The 18,821-nt window shown below is 67.7% G+C and carries 14 protein-coding genes and 1 riboswitch; of the genes, 4 read left to right on the forward strand and 10 right to left on the reverse strand.

The annotated features are described in order from the left end of the window. The 10 genes from Q0579_RS15940 to Q0579_RS15985 all read right to left on the reverse strand — a co-directional run. Positions 1-519 (reverse strand): hypothetical protein (locus Q0579_RS15940; RefSeq protein WP_298814153.1); only part of this gene is annotated, 519 nt, incomplete at its 3' end. Positions 520-1,728: 1,209 nt separating this feature from the next. Beyond that, complete coding sequence (locus Q0579_RS15945; RefSeq protein WP_298814154.1) at positions 1,729-2,271, reverse strand: DUF1003 domain-containing protein; 543 nt, start codon at positions 2,269-2,271, stop codon at positions 1,729-1,731. A 167-nt stretch (positions 2,272-2,438) separates the two neighbouring features. Next, positions 2,439-4,637, reverse strand: coding sequence for a TonB-dependent receptor (locus Q0579_RS15950; protein WP_298814156.1), 2,199 nt, complete (start codon positions 4,635-4,637; stop codon positions 2,439-2,441). 90 nt (positions 4,638-4,727) lie between these two features. Continuing rightward, a complete protein-coding gene (locus tag Q0579_RS15955) occupies positions 4,728-5,429 on the reverse strand; it encodes a response regulator transcription factor (protein ID WP_298814163.1) in 702 nt (233 codons plus the stop codon). Further along, positions 5,429-8,104 (reverse strand): sensor histidine kinase KdpD, encoded by a 2,676-nt coding sequence (locus tag Q0579_RS15960; RefSeq protein ID WP_298814165.1) that lies wholly within the window; start codon positions 8,102-8,104, stop codon positions 5,429-5,431. Before Q0579_RS15960 ends, Q0579_RS15955 begins: the two co-directional genes overlap by 1 nt. Then, positions 8,104-8,688, reverse strand: coding sequence for a potassium-transporting ATPase subunit KdpC (kdpC, locus tag Q0579_RS15965; protein WP_298814545.1), 585 nt, complete (start codon positions 8,686-8,688; stop codon positions 8,104-8,106). Before kdpC ends, Q0579_RS15960 begins: the two co-directional genes overlap by 1 nt. 33 nt (positions 8,689-8,721) lie before the next feature. After that, positions 8,722-10,749: a potassium-transporting ATPase subunit KdpB gene (gene kdpB / locus Q0579_RS15970; RefSeq protein ID WP_298814167.1), complete on the reverse strand. Its 2,028-nt coding sequence runs from the start codon at positions 10,747-10,749 to the stop codon at positions 8,722-8,724. An 11-nt stretch (positions 10,750-10,760) separates the two neighbouring features. Beyond that, positions 10,761-12,464 (reverse strand): potassium-transporting ATPase subunit KdpA, encoded by a 1,704-nt coding sequence (kdpA, locus tag Q0579_RS15975; protein ID WP_298814169.1) that lies wholly within the window; start codon positions 12,462-12,464, stop codon positions 10,761-10,763. Between the two features lie 13 nt (positions 12,465-12,477). After that, positions 12,478-12,567 carry a K(+)-transporting ATPase subunit F gene (kdpF, locus tag Q0579_RS15980; RefSeq protein ID WP_298814171.1) on the reverse strand — a complete coding sequence of 30 codons (90 nt, stop codon included), beginning with the start codon at positions 12,565-12,567 and terminating at the stop codon, positions 12,478-12,480. 105 nt (positions 12,568-12,672) lie between these two features. Then, entirely contained in the window at positions 12,673-13,569 is an 897-nt protein-coding gene (locus Q0579_RS15985) for a TorF family putative porin (protein ID WP_298814173.1), read from the reverse strand. A 236-nt stretch (positions 13,570-13,805) separates the two neighbouring features. Continuing rightward, a riboswitch (cobalamin riboswitch) is annotated at positions 13,806-14,027 on the forward strand. 227 nt (positions 14,028-14,254) lie between these two features. Here Q0579_RS15985 and Q0579_RS15990 point away from each other — a divergent pair. Genes Q0579_RS15990 through Q0579_RS16005 form a run of 4 tightly spaced genes read left to right on the forward strand, consistent with a single transcriptional unit; the run spans position 14,255 to position 18,820 of the window. Further along, positions 14,255-16,198 (forward strand): TonB-dependent receptor, encoded by a 1,944-nt coding sequence (locus Q0579_RS15990; RefSeq protein WP_298814175.1) that lies wholly within the window; start codon positions 14,255-14,257, stop codon positions 16,196-16,198. Continuing rightward, positions 16,198-17,079: an ABC transporter substrate-binding protein gene (locus Q0579_RS15995; RefSeq protein ID WP_298814178.1), complete on the forward strand. Its 882-nt coding sequence runs from the start codon at positions 16,198-16,200 to the stop codon at positions 17,077-17,079. Before Q0579_RS15990 ends, Q0579_RS15995 begins: the two co-directional genes overlap by 1 nt. Then, positions 17,076-18,062 carry an iron ABC transporter permease gene (locus tag Q0579_RS16000; protein ID WP_298814179.1) on the forward strand — a complete coding sequence of 329 codons (987 nt, stop codon included), beginning with the start codon at positions 17,076-17,078 and terminating at the stop codon, positions 18,060-18,062. Before Q0579_RS15995 ends, Q0579_RS16000 begins: the two co-directional genes overlap by 4 nt. Next, positions 18,059-18,820, forward strand: a complete 762-nt coding sequence (locus tag Q0579_RS16005; RefSeq protein WP_298814180.1) for an ABC transporter ATP-binding protein — start codon at positions 18,059-18,061, stop codon at positions 18,818-18,820. Before Q0579_RS16000 ends, Q0579_RS16005 begins: the two co-directional genes overlap by 4 nt. Position 18,821: the final 1 nt, after the last annotated feature.

Here is an 18,821-nt window from a genome sequence, read left to right on the forward strand (position 1 = left end):
AGCAGCAATGTCTCGATCCTCGCTGCCAGCGAAATAATCGAGCAATGCCCTATCGGATGAGAGTGTCAGCATCGTGCTATTGGTCGTAACGGGTGACAGCACGAAAGGCTTTGCCGCACGCCCTTGCGCAGCGGCGCCTGCGACAAAGCGGGCGGGTGTCGTTGCCAGTAGTGCGGTAAGCAGGAAGCCCGTTGCCGGGTGACGAGCGGCACCGGGTGCCGCGATCACTCCACCAAGACTGAATCCGATTACGCACACCGGCCCACGTCGCTCCAGTGCAATCATGAGCACATCGATTTCAGCGCGCGCGCGGTCCGCATCGCCATTGCCTGCACGGACGCGGTCTATGCCTAGATAGGCGGGAACGACCACTGTCGCGCGTTCCGCCCATGCCGTAAGCAAATGGTTGAGCGTCGCATGCCCGCCGAGACCTGCCAGCAGACGCTCGTAAGGGCCACCGAACAGATAGACGATCGTACCCGCCGCCGCGTGCTTCGGGACCGTGACCAGCGTAGGCATAACGCCGCTTGCTCCAAGAAAGCCTGCTGTCGTCAGTCTGAATCCGACACCCGCGAAGGTCCGGCCGCAGGTGAAGTCATTCCTCTCTCGAAGCCAGTTGCTCGCCGCGAACACACGCGAGCGAATGTCGCTCCCGCAAGACACGAATGGCGCTGGCGGCGGCATATTGGGAACGGGAGTGAACTGGGCCTCTGGATCGGGGAGGGCCATGGTTTCCCCCGCAATGATCAACCTCCGGGTGCCGGCACCCGCAGTGTCATGTGCCCACGCCTGCGCCGGCTGACGAGCGGCGCGGTAGTCATCGCCCTCTGCGACGGCGGACGCGCTCGCGCCCCCCATCTTTGGATGTCAGATGCTGATCGGCACGGCCTGTCAGCGATATGTGCCAAGTCACAACGGGGCAGGAGTTCTCGCAAATGAACGTGCAGCGGGAAACGCGGCCCCGCGCACGATGACGCTCTCAAAGCGAGTTTTGCTTTCCTAAAAACCTGTTCCCGATTATAGTCACGGAAATTGGTGGTTCGGGAAGGCGCGCACCGCCCGCTGGCTGCTCCTCTACCATGACCGGGTTGCTGGCAACGAAGTCATCATGACGCAAGAGGAACTCGGCGTCCTGCTCAGCTGCCGGCTATCCGGCATCACGAACGCGGTGGCACGACTAGAAGGAGTGGGTGCACTCAAGGGACATCGTGGTCGGGTGGTCTCCGGGATCGAACCCGGCTCGAATTGCTCGCTGGGGGTGCGTATGGCTTCGCAGAAAGCGAATACCGTCGCTTGTTGCACGCGCCTGTCTGAGCGGGTTGGTTTTGTAGGCGCGACAGCCATGCCGGATCGGGCATGCCAACAGTCGGACGTCCGTACACCAGACAGCATTAGGATTTAACATACTCTATCCAATCGGCCTGGGCTGAAGTCTCGTGCGGCAGGCGTGCTTCCTGTCGCAGAGGCTGGTATCGCAGCGGTATCGCAGAAAGTCGACGTTCTTGCTACGTTCTGGTTGGTATCGCTTCAGAAAAGCGTGGAAAAACAATGATTGGCGCAGCTTTTCAGGCAATGGCATTGCGAAGGTCAGGGGTTCGATCCCCCTCGGCTCCACCATTCCTCCAGGCTCTTGTGGCCTGATCCGACATCATGATCGATCAGCGAGCGTCGCGTTATTCCAGTGTGATCGTTTGATCCGCCGGTCGGCTCGTCTGATAGCCGCGCACGTCAGCGCGTTTCTTCTTCCGCCGCCTTGCGCCCCTCGATCTCGTCGAGCACCGCTTCGGGTGCGACGTCGCTTTCGACCTCTTCCATCTCGTGCGGGATGTCGATCGACATCTTGGCGGCGATCGCGTTCACCACGGTGGCGAGCTTGGTGAGTTCGTGCTCGGCGAGCAGGTTGATGTGAAGGTCCAGGTCGGCGCGCTTGTCCGCGGCCTGTTGCATCCGGTTCTGGCTGATCAGCACGAAGGTCGACAGGAAGATCGCCTCCACCGAGGCTTCGGATGCGAGGATGACGAAGCTGGGATCAAACGGCTTGATGCCTGGCAGAACGCCGGCGTTCAGCACGATCCAGGCGGCATAAACCGCCAGGTGCAGGTAAACGAAGCGCATGCTGCCGGTGAAGCGGGTGATCGCCTGCGCGACGCGGTCCTCAACCGATGCCGATGCGGCGTCGGTGGTGCGGCGGTGTTCGAGCGCGCTGATGTTGCGGTGGAGCGCGGCGCCGAGCTGCTTCGGCTCGGGGTGGGGCGCAAAGGAGCCGCTCATCGCCGACAAACCGTCATCTGCACCTCACCCGATCCAACCACGAGCCGGCGCGGCCGGCGACGCAGTCCGAACAGGTGGGGGCGCGACACGATCCGCCGATCGTGCCACGCCCGCCTCCCGCTTGATCGAGGTCAGTCAGAAAGCGTCGGTATGGGCGTCCATGCGCGTCACAGGCCGAAGCGGATCGTCGCGCGCAGATCACGCCCGACGAGCGGGGCGAAATCCTTCAGGAAGCTCGAGGCGCGGCGCGCGTTGACGTCAAAGATGTTGTTGGCACTCAGCACCAGTTGCGTCTTGTTGGCGCGGCCGAACGGCAAAAAGGCGAGGCTGGCGTTGACCAACGTATAATCGTCGGTTCCGGTCTCGAACGCGGCGGTGCGGTTCTGCTGAAACAGATGCTCGACCTCGGCGCGGGCGGTGAAGGCATCGCCCTGAGCCTCGATGCCGCCGAGCACGCGCGGGGCGGGGATGCGCGGCACGGGGCCTTGGTCGACGACGTTGGCGTGAACATAGTCGCCCAGCACGTCGGCGTTGATCCGGGTGGTGCCGAGCGTGAACAGGTTCGCCGACAGATCGGCCTCGAACCCGTAATAACGCGCGTCCGCCTGATTGTATTGGAAGCAGGGCAGGTCGACCGCGCGACCGGCCGCGCCGAACTGCACCGCGGCGGCTTCGCAGATCGCGGGATTGACCTGGTTCTCGTAGATGAAGTTGGTAATCCAGTTGTAATAGGCCGATGCGTCGAAGTTGATGCGATCGGTATGCGCGTGGAGCGTCGCCTCGAGCCCCCAGCTACGTTCCAGGCGGAAGTCGGGATTGCCGAGTTCATAAGCCTGGGTGCCGGCATGGCCCCCGTTGGCGAACAGTTCCTCCGCCGACGGTGCACGCTCGGTGTACGAACCGTTCAGGCCGAGTCGGAGCGCATCGGAGCCGTAACTTGCACCGAGTGAGCCCGAGAAGGCGCCGTAGTTGCGCGTCCCGGTGAAGAAACGCTGGTCGAGATCGGTCTTGGCGGCCTGATCGGCCCATTCGTAGCGCGCACCAGCCTCCGCCTTGAGCTTGCCGAAGTCGAACTGTTGCAGCGTGAACAGGCCGGTCTGGTTGGTTTCGTTGCGCGGCAGAAAGGCTTCGTCACCGACGACGTTGAACTGGCGGTTGAAGTATTGCACGCCCGATGCACCAGACCAGGCGCCGCGCCGCGCCTGAACCAGCTCGAGACGCCCCTCCAGGCCATTGTTGTAAAAGGCGGTGCCAACCGCGCCATCGGGTTCGAGCTCGAAATGGCGATAGGTCGCCTGGCCCGCGCGGATGCGGATGCGATCAAGGAAACCGCCGCCGGTTTCGACCTCGCCGCGCAGATCCACGCGGTTCTGCACGAGGTCGAGCCGTGGTGCCTCTTGTTCCTGACCCACCGCGGTCGCGTAGCGGATCGGGATGCCATAGACGCTGTCGTAATGGCTGTAACTGATGCCGAGCTGGCCGGTGTCGGTGATGATGCTGGCGCCGACGCCCGCGGTCCACGTTTCCGACTGCGTGTTGGGCAGCTTGCCGCGGATGGCGGCGTTGGCGGCGAAATCGATCGGCTCCTCGCCAGGCTCCACATCCTGCGGCAGACCGACCTGGCTGAGCGCGGCGGCCCGCGCGGCGCGTGAGAGAGCGTACCCGCCAATGCGCAGGTTGTCGGTCTTCAGGTACGATCCGTCGGCGTGGAGGACGAGGTGCTGCCCGACCGCGACATCGCCGGCGAGCTCGCCCGAGCGCTCGTTCGCGGCCGAGCCGTAATTGGCGATGCCGCTGAGGCGATAACCGTTCGTGGGCACGGTGCGCGGGATACGCGTGTCGACCACGTTGACGACGCCGCCGACCGCGGACGAACCGAACAGCAACGCGCTTGGGCCCCGAAGCACCTCGATCCGCTCGGCGAGCAGCGGGTCGACGACGACCGCATGGTCGACGCTGGTGTTCGATACGTCGATCGCGCCGATGCCGTCGGTCAGCACGCGGATACGCTCGCCCTGGAAGCCACGCAGGATCGGGCGCGATGCCGAGGGGCCGAACGAGGTCGCCGAAACACCCGGCAGGCGCGACAGCGTTTCGCCGATCGTTGGCCGCAAGTCGCGCGTCAGCGCCTCGCCCGAGAGGACGGAGGTACCTTGCAGCACGTCGCGCTCGCTGCGCGCAACGGGTGCGGTGACGATCACGTCACCGATCGTCGGCTGACGCGCGGAGGTGGCGACGGTCGCTGATCCGGCGTCCTGCTCGGTGTTGGTCGCGGCCGTGCCGCCCGAGGCGGACTGCGCGAGAGCGGGGGTCGCGACCGCAACCGCGGCGAGGCTGACGGTGACACGCAAGAACTTGGTCATCATGGCTTCCCTGAACACGTGACGCCGCGCCTAAGAGCAACCGCGCCGTACATCAAGCGCTATGTTACATCATCGCATTGGAGAATAGGACGATCACGGATCAGCGCGCAACCGGTAGCCGACGCCGAGTTCGTTCGCGATCACGCTGCCGACCGGAGCAGGTGCTTCGAGTTTCTGGCGCAGGTTGCGGATGACAATGCGGAGATAGTCGATCCTCGGGTCTTCCTCGCCGCGCCACGCCGCCGCGATGATCCGGTCGTGGGTGAGGACGCGGCCGACGTTCCGCGCCAGGATCGCGAGCACGTCATACTCCTTGCGGGTGAGATGGACGTCCTGACCGGCGCGGTGGACGGCGCGGCGATTCAGGTCGATCGAGAGATCGCCGCGGCGGACGATCTCGGGCAGGGCTTCCGCCGTCCCGCGATGCCGCAATGCGGCGCGCAGGCGGGCGAGCAGCTCATCGGTGTCGAACGGCTTGGTGACGTAATCCTCTGCACCGAGATCGAGCGCGGCGACCTTTTCCTGCGTCGCGTCGCGCGCCGAAATGACGATGATGGCGCGCGCATCGCCGGCACGCAGCAGCGGGATCAGCCCCAACCCGTCGCGGTCGGGCAACCCCAAGTCGAGCAGCACCGCGGCGGGTTGCGCCGCGGTTACCTCGGCCAGCGCCTCGCGGCCGTCGCGCGCCTCGGCGACGGCGTAGCCTGCACGCTCCAGCGTGTTGCGCAGCAGGCGGCGGATCGCGACCTCGTCGTCGACGACGAGGATGGTGGCGGCGGCGTTCGGCTCTGGCATCAGGTTAGCTGTTCGGGCGCGGGATCGCGGACGATCAGCGCGGCGGGAAAGGTGAGGGTGAAGGCAGCGCCGGCGCCATCGTGACGATTGGTCGCCTCCACCGCCATCCCCATCGCATCGGCGAAGGCCTTGACGATCGCGAGGCCAAGCCCGGTGCCGCCGACCGCACGATCCGAGCCCTCCAGCCGGCGAAACGTCTCAAACACCTCACTCTCGCGGCCGGGTGGCAGGCCGGGGCCGTGGTCGAGCACCGACAGGCGCAATTGTCCGTAGCGATGCGCACCCTCGATCACGATCTCGCTGCCCGGATCGCCGTAGCGCCCGGCGTTGTCGAGCAGATTGAGGAGGCAGTGGTGAAGCAATTGCGGGTCGGCGCGAACCAGCGGCAGGTCCGGCGGCACCTCCAGCTGTAGTGCATGGCCTTCGAGCGCGCGGCGCGCGTCGTGCGCGGCGCCGGTCACCGCGTCGCTCAGGTCGATCGGCTCGACGTGGAGCGTCAGCGCGCCCGCCTCGACCCGCGCCATGTCGAGCAGATTGGCGACAAAGCGATTGAGCCGGTTCGCCTCCGCCTTGATCGTCGCGGTGAGCTCCGGAGTCGCGCCGCGATCGAGCTGATCGGCGGCGGCGAGAACCGCAGTGAGCGGCGTACGCAGGTCGTGGCTGACCGACGACAACAGCGCCGCGCGCAGCCGGTCGCGGGTGCGGACCGCGTCGACGTCGCGCATCTCCGCTTCCAGCCGCAGACGTTCGAGGACGAGTGCCGACTGGTCGATCAGGCTGGCGAGCAGCGGCAGGCGATCGGCGCGGATCGGATCGCCGCCGGCATCGTGTGCCGCGCCCAGCACGCCCAGAACGCGGTCGCCGGCCTTGAGCGGCTGAAACAACCATTCCGACGCGGCGAGCGTGCCCGACCCCTTGCCCGCAATTGTCGCATTGTCGAACGCCCAGCTCGCCGCGGCCTGATCCATCAACTCAAGCCGGTAATCGGGATCGCTCGCGGCCTGCACTGCCAGCACGCCACCGGCCTTAGGCGCGAGCAGTACCACCTGCACGCCGAACAGCCGTTTTACGTCGTCGCAGATCATCTGCGCGGCGGTGACCGGATCGTTGATGCTGCTGAGCTGGCGCACGAAGCCAGCGAGCGTCGCGTTGGTGCGCGCACTCGCGGCGGCGAGATCGGCCTGCGCGCGGACGCGTGCGGTGAGCTGGCTGGTCGCGACCGCGACGCTCAGCAGCACGATGATCGAGACGACGTTCTCGGGATTGCTGACCGTCAGCGTGCCGGTTGGGGGCAGGAAGAAGAAGTTGTACGCGAGGCTCGATGCGATGCCCGCGAACAATCCGGTTCTGAGCCCGAACAGACTCGCCGCGACCATAACCGGCAACAGGTAGAGCAAGGCGACGTTGCCGAGGTCGAGCACGTGGAACAGCGCGCTGGCGACGGCGGTGATCGCAGCCACCCCGGCGAGGGTCAGGGCGTAGCCGGTTGGAGATCCCCAACCGGGCGCTCGCGTGCGCGTGCCCGCCGCCGGCGCGATCGCATCGTCGACGGGTACCACGTGGACGGTCACGCCGGGCGTTTCGCGCACCAGCCGGTCGACCACCGAACCATGGCGCAGCTCGAACCAGCGCGAACGCTTCGACTTGCCGAGCACGAGCTGGGTGGCGCGCGCGTCGGCGAGGAAACGCTGGATGCCGTCGATCACCGCTGGCGCGGGAACGGTCGCGATCGCACCGCCGAGCTGGCTCGCGAGCCGCATCGTCTCGGCGACGCGCGTGTGCTCGGCGTCGGAGAAGCCCTGCGTTCGCGGCGTTTCGATGAACAGCGCGGTCCATGGCGCCTTCAAGGCATCGGCGACGCGCTTGGCCGCGCGCACCAGCCCGTCGGCGCCCGGCAGTTCGGAGACGGCGACGACGATCCGGTCGCTTCCTGCCCAGGTGCCGCCGACGCCCAGGCTGCGGACATGGTCGAGCATCTGCGCGTCGACCGCCTGCGCCGCGCGCCGCAGCGCCAGTTCGCGCAGCGCCGACAGGTTCGATTTGGAAAAGAAATGCCCGAGCGCGCGGGTGGCCTCCTGCGGCAGATAGACCTTGCCCGCCTTCAACCGTTCGATCAGTTCGTCGGGCGGCATGTCGACCACCTCGATCTCGGCAAGCTCGAAAATCCGATCGGGCACCGTTTCGCGCACGCGGACGCGCGTGAAGCTCGCCACCACGTCGTTCAAACTCTCGACGTGCTGGATGTTGACGGTGGAATAGACGTTGATGCCCGCGGCGAGCAGTTCCTCGACATCGCCGTAACGCTTGGGGTGCCGCGAACCCGGCGCGTTGGTGTGGGCGAGCTCGTCGACCAGCACCAGCCGCGGCGCACGAGCGAGGATCGCGTCGAGGTCCATCTCGTGGAGGGTGCGGCCCTCGTAGGCGACCGCGCGGCGCGGCACGATCTCCTGGCCGCGGGTGAGTGCTTCGGTTTCGGCGCGGCCGTGCGTTTCCACCACGCCGACGACCACGTCGACACCGTCGCGCCGGCGCGCCGCGCCTTCCGACAGCATCTCGAACGTCTTGCCGACGCCCGGCGCCGCACCGAGGAAGATCTTCAAACGGCCGCGACCCTCCTGCGCGGCGGTGCGCAGGAGGGCGTCAGGATCGGGTCGCGCGGGTCCCGGTGCCCCCATCAACGGCGCGGCGACCCCACCAGCGCATCGAGCGCGCGGTTGAGCGCGAGCATGTTGACGCGCGGATCACCGAGCAGCGGGCGAACGGTGATCCGCGCCACGAGCGAGCGTATCGTCGCGAGCGGCAGGCCGCGTGACCGGGCCACCCGTGCGGCCTGTGCCTGCGCGGCGGCGGGCGACAAATCGGGGTCGAGTCCAGAACCGCTCGCGGTGACCAGGTCGGCGGGGATGGCGCCGGTCAGCCCCTCCGCGCGATGCTTCGCCACGTCGGCCCTGACGCGGTCGGCCAGCGCCTGCGCGTTGGGGCCGAGGTTCGACCCCGAGGAGGCGAGCCCGTCATAACCCTTGCCCGCCGCCGACGGTCGCGTCTGGAAATAGCGATCGCTGGTGAAGGCCTGTCCCACGACTGCCGACCCGATCACGCGCCCGCCGGCGTCGCGTACCAGACTGCCATTCGCCTGCGCCGGGAAGGCCGCCTGCGCCACGCCGGTGATCGCCAGCGGATAGGCGAGCCCGAGCAGCGCGGCGAACAGGATCGTCATGACGATCGCCGGGCGCAGCGCCGTGGTCAGATCGCGTGTCATCGTCGTGCCCATCGTATCCATGTCTTTCACTCCTTACGCGAGCCCGAGCCCGCCGACCACGAGGTCGATGATCTTGATGCCGACGAACGGCGCAACGAGGCCGCCCAGGCCGTAGACGGCGAGGTTGCGCGCGAGCAGCGGCCCGGCCGCCATCGGTTTGTAGGCGACGCCCCTGAGCGCCAGCGGCACCAGCAGCGGAATGATGACCGCGTTGAAGATGATCGCGCTGAGGATCGCCGATTGCGGCGTTGCCAGACCCATGACGTTCAGGATACCGAGCCCGGGGTAGAGCGTGACGAACATCGCGGGGATGATCGCGAAATATTTGGCGACGTCGTTCGCGACCGAGAAGGTGGTGAGCGCACCGCGCGTCATCAGCAACTGCTTGCCCAGGCCCACGACCTCGATCAGCTTGGTCGGATCGCTGTCGAGATCGACCATGTTGCCCGCCTCGCGCGCGGCCTGGGTGCCGGTGTTCATCGCGACGCCGACATCGGCCTGCGCGAGGGCGGGCGCATCGTTGGTGCCATCGCCGCACATCGCGACGAGCTTGCCGCCCTCCTGCTCGCGGCGGATCAGCGCCAGCTTGTCCTCGGGCGTTGCCTGCGCGAGAAAATCGTCGACCCCGGCCTCTGCCGCAATCGCGGCGGCGGTCAGCGGGTTGTCGCCGGTGATCATGACGGTGCGAATGCCCATCGCGCGTAGTTCGCCGAAGCGTTCGCGGATGCCCGCCTTCACCACGTCTTTCAGGAAGATCGCGCCGAGCAGGCGGCCGTCCTTCGCGACCGCGAGCGGGGTGCCGCCCGCGCGCGCGATCTCATCGGTGATGCGGCGCAACTCGGTAGCCGCAGCGGTTTCATCGCTGCCGGGATTGGCACGCAGGATCGAGTCGACCGCGCCTTTCTGGATCAGCGTGTCGCCAAAGCGTACGCCCGACACGCGCGTCTGCGCGGTGAAGGGGATGACCTCCGCACCCGCCGGCATCGCGCGCTGCAAATCGTGGCGATCGCGCGCGAGCACCACGACCGAGCGGCCTTCGGGCGTTTCGTCGGCGAGGCTGGCGAGCAGTGCCGCCTCCGCCAGCTCGACCTCGCTCGCGCCGCCGACGCTGCGGAACTCGCTGGCGGCGCGGTCGCCGACGGTGATCGTGCCGGTCTTGTCGAGCAGCAGCACGTCGATGTCGCCCGCCGCTTCGACTGCGCGGCCAGACTTCGCCAGCACGTTGAAGCGGACCAGCCGGTCCATGCCCGCGATGCCGATCGCCGACAGCAGCGCCGCGATCGTCGTTGGGATCAGGGTGATCAGCAACGCGGCGAGGATCGCGACCGGGATGCTGCCGCCCGCGTAAGCCGCGAAGCCCGGGATGGTGCCGACCGCGATCAGGAAGATGATCGTCAGCCCGACGAGCAGGATGGTCAGCGCGATCTCGTTCGGGGTCTTCTGCCGCTCGGCGCCCTCGACCAGCGCGATCATGCGGTCGAGAAAGCCCTGGCCGGGATCGGCGGTGACGCGAACGGTGATGCGGTCGGAGATGACGCGCGTGCCCGCGGTCACCGCCGAACGGTCGCCGCCCGCTTCGCGGATCACCGGCGCACTCTCGCCGGTGATCGCGGCTTCATTGACGGAGGCGACGCCTTCGATCACTTCGCCATCGGCGGGGATCAGCTCGTTGGTCTCGACGACGACGAGGTCGCCGGCGCGCAACTGGCTGGCGGCGACGGGTTCGCGGCGCCCGTCCTTCAGCCGCGTGGCGGTGAGTTCGGCCTTGGTGGCACGCAGGCTTGCCGCCTGCGCCTTGCCGCGCCCTTCCGCCAGCGCCTCGGCAAAGGTGCCGAACAGGACGGTAAGCCACAGCCACACCGCCAGTTGCGCCTTGAAGGCGATCGATAGGTCGTCGTGACCGAGGACGAGCAGGATCGTCATCAGTGCGGCGACCGCAGCGGTGACGAACATGACCGGATTGCGCACGAGTTCGCGCGGCGAGAGTTTGAGAAAGGATGCCCGGATCGCGGGGACGACGAGGTCCGCGGTGAACAGGCTCTTTGCTTGGCTGCTGGCCATAGGTGCCTCGGTTAGAACAATTGGCCGCGGACGGCGGAGACGTGGTCGGCGATCGGCCCGAGCGCGAGGCTCGGCAGGAAGGTGAGACCGCCCAGGATCAGCACGATGCCGACGAGCAAGCCCACCCACAGGCCGCCGGTGGTCGGGAACGAGCCCGCGCTTTCGGGCGTGTGCTTCTTCGCGGCCAGGCTGCCCGCGATCGCCAACATCGGTACGATGATGAAGAAGCGCCCGACCCACATCGCAACCCCCAGCAGCCCGTTGTAGTAAGGCGTGTTGGCGCTGAGCCCTGCAAAGGCGGAGCCGTTGTTTCCGACTGCGCTGGTGAAGGCGTAGAGGATCTCGGAAAAGCCGTGCGGCCCCTTGTTGAGCGGTCCGGCCAATCCTTGTTGCAGCACCGACGACAAGGCGGTCAGGCCCAGGATCATCAGCGGCAACACGGCGATCGCGAGGACGGCGAGCTTGACCTCGCGGCTCTCGATCTTCTTGCCGACATATTCGGGCGTGCGGCCGACCATCAAACCGGCGACGAACACCGCCAGGATCGCGAACAGCAGAAAGCCGTAGATGCCCGCGCCGACGCCGCCGATCACGACTTCACCCAATTGAATGTTGAACAGCGGGATCATGCCGCCGAGCGCGGTGAAGCTGTCGTGCATCGCGTTGACCGCGCCGCATGAGGCGGCGGTGGTGACGACGGAGAAGAGCGCGGATGCGGCGATGCCGAAGCGGACCTCCTTGCCCTCCATGTTGCCGCCCGCGATGCCGAGGCCGTGCAGCACCGGATTGCCCGCGGCTTCCAGGGCATAGGTGACGGTCACGCCGGCGAGGAACAGGATCACCATCGCCGACAGGATCGCCCAACCCTGGCGCGTGTTGCCGACCGCCTTGCCGAAGGTCCAGGTGAGACCGAAGCCGATGACGAAGATCGACAGCATCTGCACCATGTTGGTGAGCGCGGTCGGGTTCTCGAACGGATGCGCGGAATTGGCGTTGAAGAAGCCGCCACCGTTGGTGCCGAGCATCTTGATCGCTTCCTGGCTGGCGACGGGTCCGAGAAGCAGCGACTGACGCGCGCCCTCCAGTGTTTGCACGTCGACGACGCCCGCCATCGTCTGCGGCACACCCGAGGCGACCAGGAACAGCGCGTAGATGATGCAGAGCGGCAGGAGCAGATAAAGCGTGATCCGTGTCACGTCGGCCCAGAAATTGCCAATCGTCGCCGCGCTGCGCCGCGCAAAGCCGCGGAAGAGCGCAAAGGCGAGCGCGATGCCGGTCGCGGCCGACAGGAAATTGTGGATCGTCAGCCCGAGCATCTGGCTGAGATTCGACATCGTCGTCTCACCGGCGTAGCTCTGCCAATTGGTGTTGGTGGTGAAGCTGACCGCGGTGTTGAACGCGAGGTCGGGCGACAGCCCGGCGAGCCCCTGCGGGTTGCCCGGCAGCACGCCCTGCAGTCGCAGCACCGCGTAGGTGAAGAACAGCAGCGCGGTGTTGAACAGCAGCATGTGGAGCGCGTAACGGCGCCAGCCCTGCTCGGCGCCGGGATCGACCCCGGCGAGGCGGTAGAACCCGCGCTCGACGGGCGCGAGCACGAGGTGGAGCGGCGTGCGCCGCCCCTCGTAGAGCGCGAACAGCCACGCGCCGACCGGCTTGGTCAGCGCGAGCAGGATCGCGACGAAGCCGAGGATCAGACCCCATCCGGCAATGGTCATGGTACCGCTCCTTTCAGAAGCGCTCGGGGCGGAGCAGCACCGCCACCAGGTAGACGAGAAGCCCGACCGCGGTCAGCGCGGCGAGCCATAGATCAAGGGTCATCGGTCGCTCCTCACGCGTCGTCGCACAGGCGGGCGTAGGCGAGCGTCGCCGCGAGCAGCCCGAGGACAATGGCGATCCACAAAAGATCAAGCATGGGACGAATCCTCAGAACGCGGCGGTCAGCGCCACGAGCAGCGTGCCGTTGGCGATGTTGCCCGAGCCGTCCTGGCCCTTGCTGAAGCTGGGACGCAGATAAGCGGCATCGCGGTTCGAGATGTCGGTGTCGACGTAGCTGACGCCGAGCGTCAGGTTCTTCCATGTCGCGTCGGCGCCGAGCGACCAGTCCCAGTAGCTGCCGGTGGGCGAAACCGCGGTCGCGTTCGGGCCCAGGCCGTCCTGACCCCAGCTATGGCCGACGTGCGCGCGTGCGGTGACGGGCGTGCCAGCGAGCGCCAGCGCACCGTCGCCCCAGAGATAGAGATTGTCGTCCTTCGCGCCCGGATGATTGTAGATGCCCCCAGCCGCGTCGGCACCGGTGTTGTACCATTTGCCGATCGCCTGCTGCCTGGGCGCGTAGGCCGCGCCCGCGGTCAGCGTGGCAGGGCCGGCGGTGCCGGTCAGCTTGGCATAGCCTTCCGCGAAGTCGGTCTTGTCCGCGCCGCCAGGATACATGTACCACGTCAACCCGACATCGAGCGTGGCATCGTCGGCGAGCTTCGCCTTGTAGCCGCCGATCAGGTCGAGCTCCATGTTGGCGCCGCCGAACGTGCCCCAACCGGCCAGGTTCGACGCCCAGGTGCCGACGTACAGACCGCTGTCGTGTGCGACGGTGATGCCGCCTTGAACCGCCATCTGACGATCGGACTGCGACACGCCGCGAAAGCGATAGTCGGACATGATGGCGACCGAGCCGCTGACCGTGATCGGCTGTGGCGGTGCGGCCGGGGCGACGGACGCGGTCGGTGCGGCGGCGTCCGCGTGCCCGACCGCTTCGGTCTGCGCGTGCGCGGCGACGGGTAGTGCGAGCAGCGACGCCGCCGCGAACCTACCGATGAACCTCATGTCTTGCCCCCTTACTAGGACGAGCACGCGTCGACGATCGACGCATCCTCAGGGGCAGCCGATTAGGCCCATCTCGCGTAGTAATTCGAGAGCGATTGCGGCCTTTCGCGTATAGCTGGCGTATAGTTCGGCGCGGTGCGACGGCCGCGCGTGGGCGTGATGCTTGCCCGAGCGAAAGGGCTTTGCGACGCGCGCGCGCTCGGCTAGGGGCGGCGCGTCGACGGCGGGTTCGCCCGCCCCAGACAGATCGCGACGGTGCCCCGAGAGGGGCTGAAACGGGAATGCGGAACGGGCGCGAACGGCGTCCGAAACCGCAGCTGTCCCTGCAACTGTGAGCGGCGAGCGAGATGCGCACGCGGCGGCACCGATGCCGTCGCAGCCACTGGGGCAACCTGGGAAGGCGCGTATCGAGCGATGACCCGCGAGCCAGGAGACCTGCCGACGCGCGTCGCTCATTGCTCGGGTCCAGGGGATGGCCAGGGCACGGAGAACCTCCGTCAGAGCGACAGTCCGGACCTCGGCAGGCGTGTGCTTGCCGGGTGTCCTGCCGTGCGGTCCGGGGCCGCGAGCGGCGTGACGGGTCGGAGGGCGAGCGTCCGCCGGCCGCCCCGTCGCGCGCGCGTCCGCTGGTCTCCGGCGGACAGCCCCAGCCACGCGGTTCGTCGCGACGCGTGAGGGAAGAAATATGAAGAATATCGCGAAATCAGTCTCGCTTCTGGCGCTGGTCGCCGCCACGCCCGCCTGGGCGCAGAGCGATCCGACGTTGCCGACCAAGGATGCGGCAGGGAATGACATCGTCGTCACCGCCTCGCGTTCGGGCGACGCGGTGGAGGTGAAGAACCTGCCGGCGTCCGTCACGCTGCTGACCAACGCCGATCTGGCCGAACGCCAGACGCGCATCGTCTCGGACGTGCTGCGCGACGTGCCCGGGCTGGCGGTCAGCCGCGCGGGTGCTGTCGGCGGGCTGACGCAGGTGCGCGTGCGCGGCAGCGAGAGCAACCACGTGCTGGTGCTGGTCGACGGGATCAAGGCGTCCGACCCGTATCTGGGCGAGTTCGATTTTGGCACGCTGCTGGCGGACGAAGCCGCGAAGATCGAGGTGCTGCGCGGGCAGCAATCGTCGCTCTACGGCTCCGACGCGATCGGCGGCGTGATCCAGTACATCACGCTGACCGGGCGCGAATTGCCCGGCGTGTCGCTGCGCGCGGAGGGCGGGTCGTTCGGGACCGCGAGCGGCGGCGCGCGGTTGGGCGGCTATTCCGACACGCTCGATTATGTCGCCTCGGCGTCGGCCTATCACACCGACGGCTATCCGACCGCGCGGGTCGGATCGCGCGACGTCGGCTCGACGCTGGTGAACGCGACCGCCAAGGTGACGTGGACGCCGTCCCCCGTGTTCAAGCTGACGGGCGTGGGACGCTACGGCTACGTCGACGCAGACACCAACAATTCGGACAATGATTCGACCAGCCCGCTGTTCGGTTACACGATCGACTCGCCCGGCACCTTTTATCGTCAGAACGCCTTTTACGGGCTGATGCGCGCCGATCTGTCGCTCGCCGACGGGCGCTGGAACAACGCGCTGACGGGTCAGTTCGCCGACACCAACCGCAAGGGCTACGAAGCCGACGTGCGTACGTCCGGCGACAAGGGGCGGCGCTACAAGGGCACATACGAGACGAGCTTCCGTTTCGGGAGCGAGCGCGTCGTCAATCGCCTGACGGGCGCGGTGGATTTCGAGCGCGAGGAGTTCGAGAACACGACGCCGTCGGACTTCGTGTTCCGCGGCCGCCGCTCGACCGAGAACTGGGGGTTCGTCGGTCAATATGAGCTGACCGTCGATGATGCACTGTCGGCGGGCGCGAGCATCCGGCAGGATCAGAACAACCGCTTCGACGACGCGACGACATACCGGCTGCAGGCAGGCTACCGTCTGCCGATCGGGCTGCGCGTACGCGGTGCGTACGGGACGGGGGTCAAGAACCCGACCTATTACGAATTGTTCGGCTATTCGGACGGCCGCTACATCGGCAACGCCAACCTGAAGCCGGAAAAGTCGAAGGGCTGGGAAGCGGGTGCGGACTGGGACATCGCGCGCGGCAAGGCGACGGTCGGCGCGACCTATTTCGACAGCAAGCTCGAGAACGAGATCTACACCACCTATCCCGCGCCCGACTTCATCGCGACGCCCGCCAACCGCGACACGCGGTCGAAGCAGCACGGCATCGAGGCGTTCGCCAGCGCGCGACCGATCCCGCAGATCAAGTTCGACCTCGCCTACACGTGGCTCGATGCGACCGAGAACGGGGTCAACGAAGTGCGTCGCCCGCATCATATCGGCAGCGTCAACGCGACCGTGTTCAGCGACGACCAGCGCTTCTCGGGCACGCTGACGCTGCGCTACAACGGGCGGCAGGATGACCTCGCCTACACCGATCCGAGCTACGTGCCGGTACGCGTGTCGCTGCGCGAGTACGTGCTGATGAACCTGAACGCGGAATACAAACTCACCGACGGGCTGACGCTGTTCGGCCGCGTCGACAATCTGCTGGACGAGCATTACGAGGACGTGTTCAGCTTCGCATCGCCCGGCCGCAGTGCGATCGGCGGGGTGAGGGCGCGGTTCTAATGCGCTGGCCGGTCGCGCTAGCGCTGCCGCTCGCTGCTTGTAGTGGCGGCGGCGAGGCAGCGCCGCGCGCGACCGCCAGGCCGATGCGCGTGATGAGCACGAACCTGTGCACCGACCAACTGGTGCTGGCGCTGCTGCCGCCCGCTCGAATCGCGTCGGTGACGTGGCTGGCGCGCGATCCCTCGGGTTCGTTGCTGACGGCGGCGGCGGCCCGCGTTCCGATCAACCACGGCAGCGCGGAGGACGTGGTGTACCAGCGCCCCGACCTGGTCATAACCGGGGCGACAAGCACGCCCGCGACGCGCGCGATGCTTCACCGGCTGGGATACCCGGTGGTGGAGGTGCCGCATGCCGCGAGCTTCGAGGCCATCCGGGCCGCGACGCGGCAGGTCGCGCGCGCGGTCGGCGAGGTCGCGCGCGGCGAAGCGCTAATCGCGCGGATGGACGCGCAACTGGCCGAGCTCGGGGGCGATCCCGCGCCGCCGCTGCGTGTGGCGGCGTGGGACGGCGGTGGCTTCGGGGCGAGCGAGGGCACGTTGTTCAACGAGGTGCTAGTCGCAGCCGGCGCGGTGAATGTCGCGAGCCGACCGCCCGCCAAGAGCTACCGTCGGGCGGACGCCGAGGTGCTGTTGCAGGCCGCGCCCGACGTGCTGATCAAGGGCAGCGCAGCGGACCGTGCACCCGGCCGCCGCGCTGAGTTCGAGCGGCATCCCGTGGTGCGGCGCTTCTGGGGCGAGCGGCGCACGATCGCGCTGCGTCAGGCGTGGTTCGGCTGCGGTACGCCGTTCGCGGCGGAAGGTGCGCGGCGGCTGCGCGACGAATTGCGCGCGGTCGCACAGGGATTGCCGACCGCTCCGGTCGTACCGGGCTACCGACCATGAGCCGCTGGCTGATCCCGCTGCTGCTCGTCCTGTTGTTGGGGGCATGTACCGTTTCGCTGCTCGCGGGTACGGTGTGGCTGTCGCCCGCGCGTGTTCTCGCGTCGCTCACCACCGGGCGGGTCGATCTGCCCGGACTGATCGTGGCGCAGATACGCATGCCGCGGCTGGTGCTCGCGCTCGCGATCGGCGCGAGCCTTGGGCTGTCGGGAGCGGTGCTCCAAGGGCTGACCCGTAATCCGTTGGCCGAGCCGGGCCTGCTCGGCATCACCGCGGGCGGATCACTGGGAGCGGTGATCGCGATCTATTTCGAGTTCGCGACCGGCTTCGCGCTGGCGACGCCGATGTTCGCGCTCGCCGGCGCATTCGGAACCGCACTGATCGCCTTGTTGCTCGCGCGGCGCGGCGGCAATCTGTCGCTGATCCTGACCGGGGTCGCGATCAGCAGCATCGCATCGGCGGTGACGATGTTGGCGCTCAATCTCGCGCCCGATCCGTTCGCCAATTACGAGATCATGGCGTGGCTGATGGGGACGCTGGCGGATCGCAGCTGGGATCACGTCGCGCTGTCACTGCCGTTCGTGCTGCCGGGCTGCGCGTTGCTGTACGCGACCGCGCCCGCGCTCGACGCGCTGACCTTGGGCGAAGCGCAGGCCGAGAGCCTGGGCACGCATGTCGCGCGGACGCGCGTCCTGGCACTCGCGGGGACGGCGCTCGCGGTCGGTGCCTCAACCGCGGTGGCGGGGTCGATCGGGTTCGTCGGGTTGATCGCGCCGCATCTGGTGCGGCCGCTCGTCGGGCATCAGCCCAGCCGCGTGCTGGCGCCCGCGGCTCTCGCGGGTGCGCTGCTCGTCACCCTCGCCGACGTCGCCTCGCGCACGTTGGTCTTCAACGGCACGCCGCTCAACATCGGTGTGTTCACCAGCCTGATCGGTACGCCCTTCTTCCTGTGGCTGGTGCTCCACCTGCGGAGGCGGACGCCATGAGCAACCTGATCCTAGATCAAGTCGGCGTGGTGCGCGGTGACCGGCGGGTGCTGGACGGCGTCGACGTGACGTTCCAGGCAGGGCGGCTGGCGGCGGTGATCGGCCCCAATGGCGCGGGCAAGAGCACGCTGCTCAGCGTCGCGACGGGATTGTTGCAACCGAGTACGGGGCAGGTCAGGTTGGGAGACACCCAGCTCGCCGCGATGCCGCGGCGTGTGCTGGCGCAGCGGCGCGCGTACCTGCCGCAACGCGCGGTTGTCGAGTGGCCGATCAGCGTCGAACGCGTCGTGGCACTCGGCCTCACGCCCAGCTTGCCAGCGTTCGGCGACCTGCCGGCCACGATGCGCGCGCGCGTGGCCGACGCGCTGGCACGCTTCGACCTCGCCGATCTGGCGGCGCGGCCCGCGACCGAGCTGTCGGGGGGCGAACTCGCGCGCGTGATGATGGCGCGCGCGACCGTCGGTGAGCCCGAGCTGCTGATCGTCGACGAGCCGACCGCGGGGCTCGATCCGCGTCACGCGGTGGAGGTCGGGCGCCGGCTGCGCGCGTTGAGCGACGGCGGCTGCACGGTCGTTATCGCGCTGCACGACCTCGATCTGGCGCGACGTATCGCCGATGACGTCGTCGCGTTGAAGGACGGGCGTGTGCTCGCCTCGGGGCCAACGCGCACCGTCTTCACCACCGATACCTTGTCGGCGCTTTACGACGCCGCGATCGAGGTCATCGGCGACGGCGGCATTCGTTATCGCAACTGGTAGT

Source organism: uncultured Sphingomonas sp. (genome assembly GCF_936927845.1).
Lineage (GTDB): Bacteria > Pseudomonadota > Alphaproteobacteria > Sphingomonadales > Sphingomonadaceae > Sphingomonas.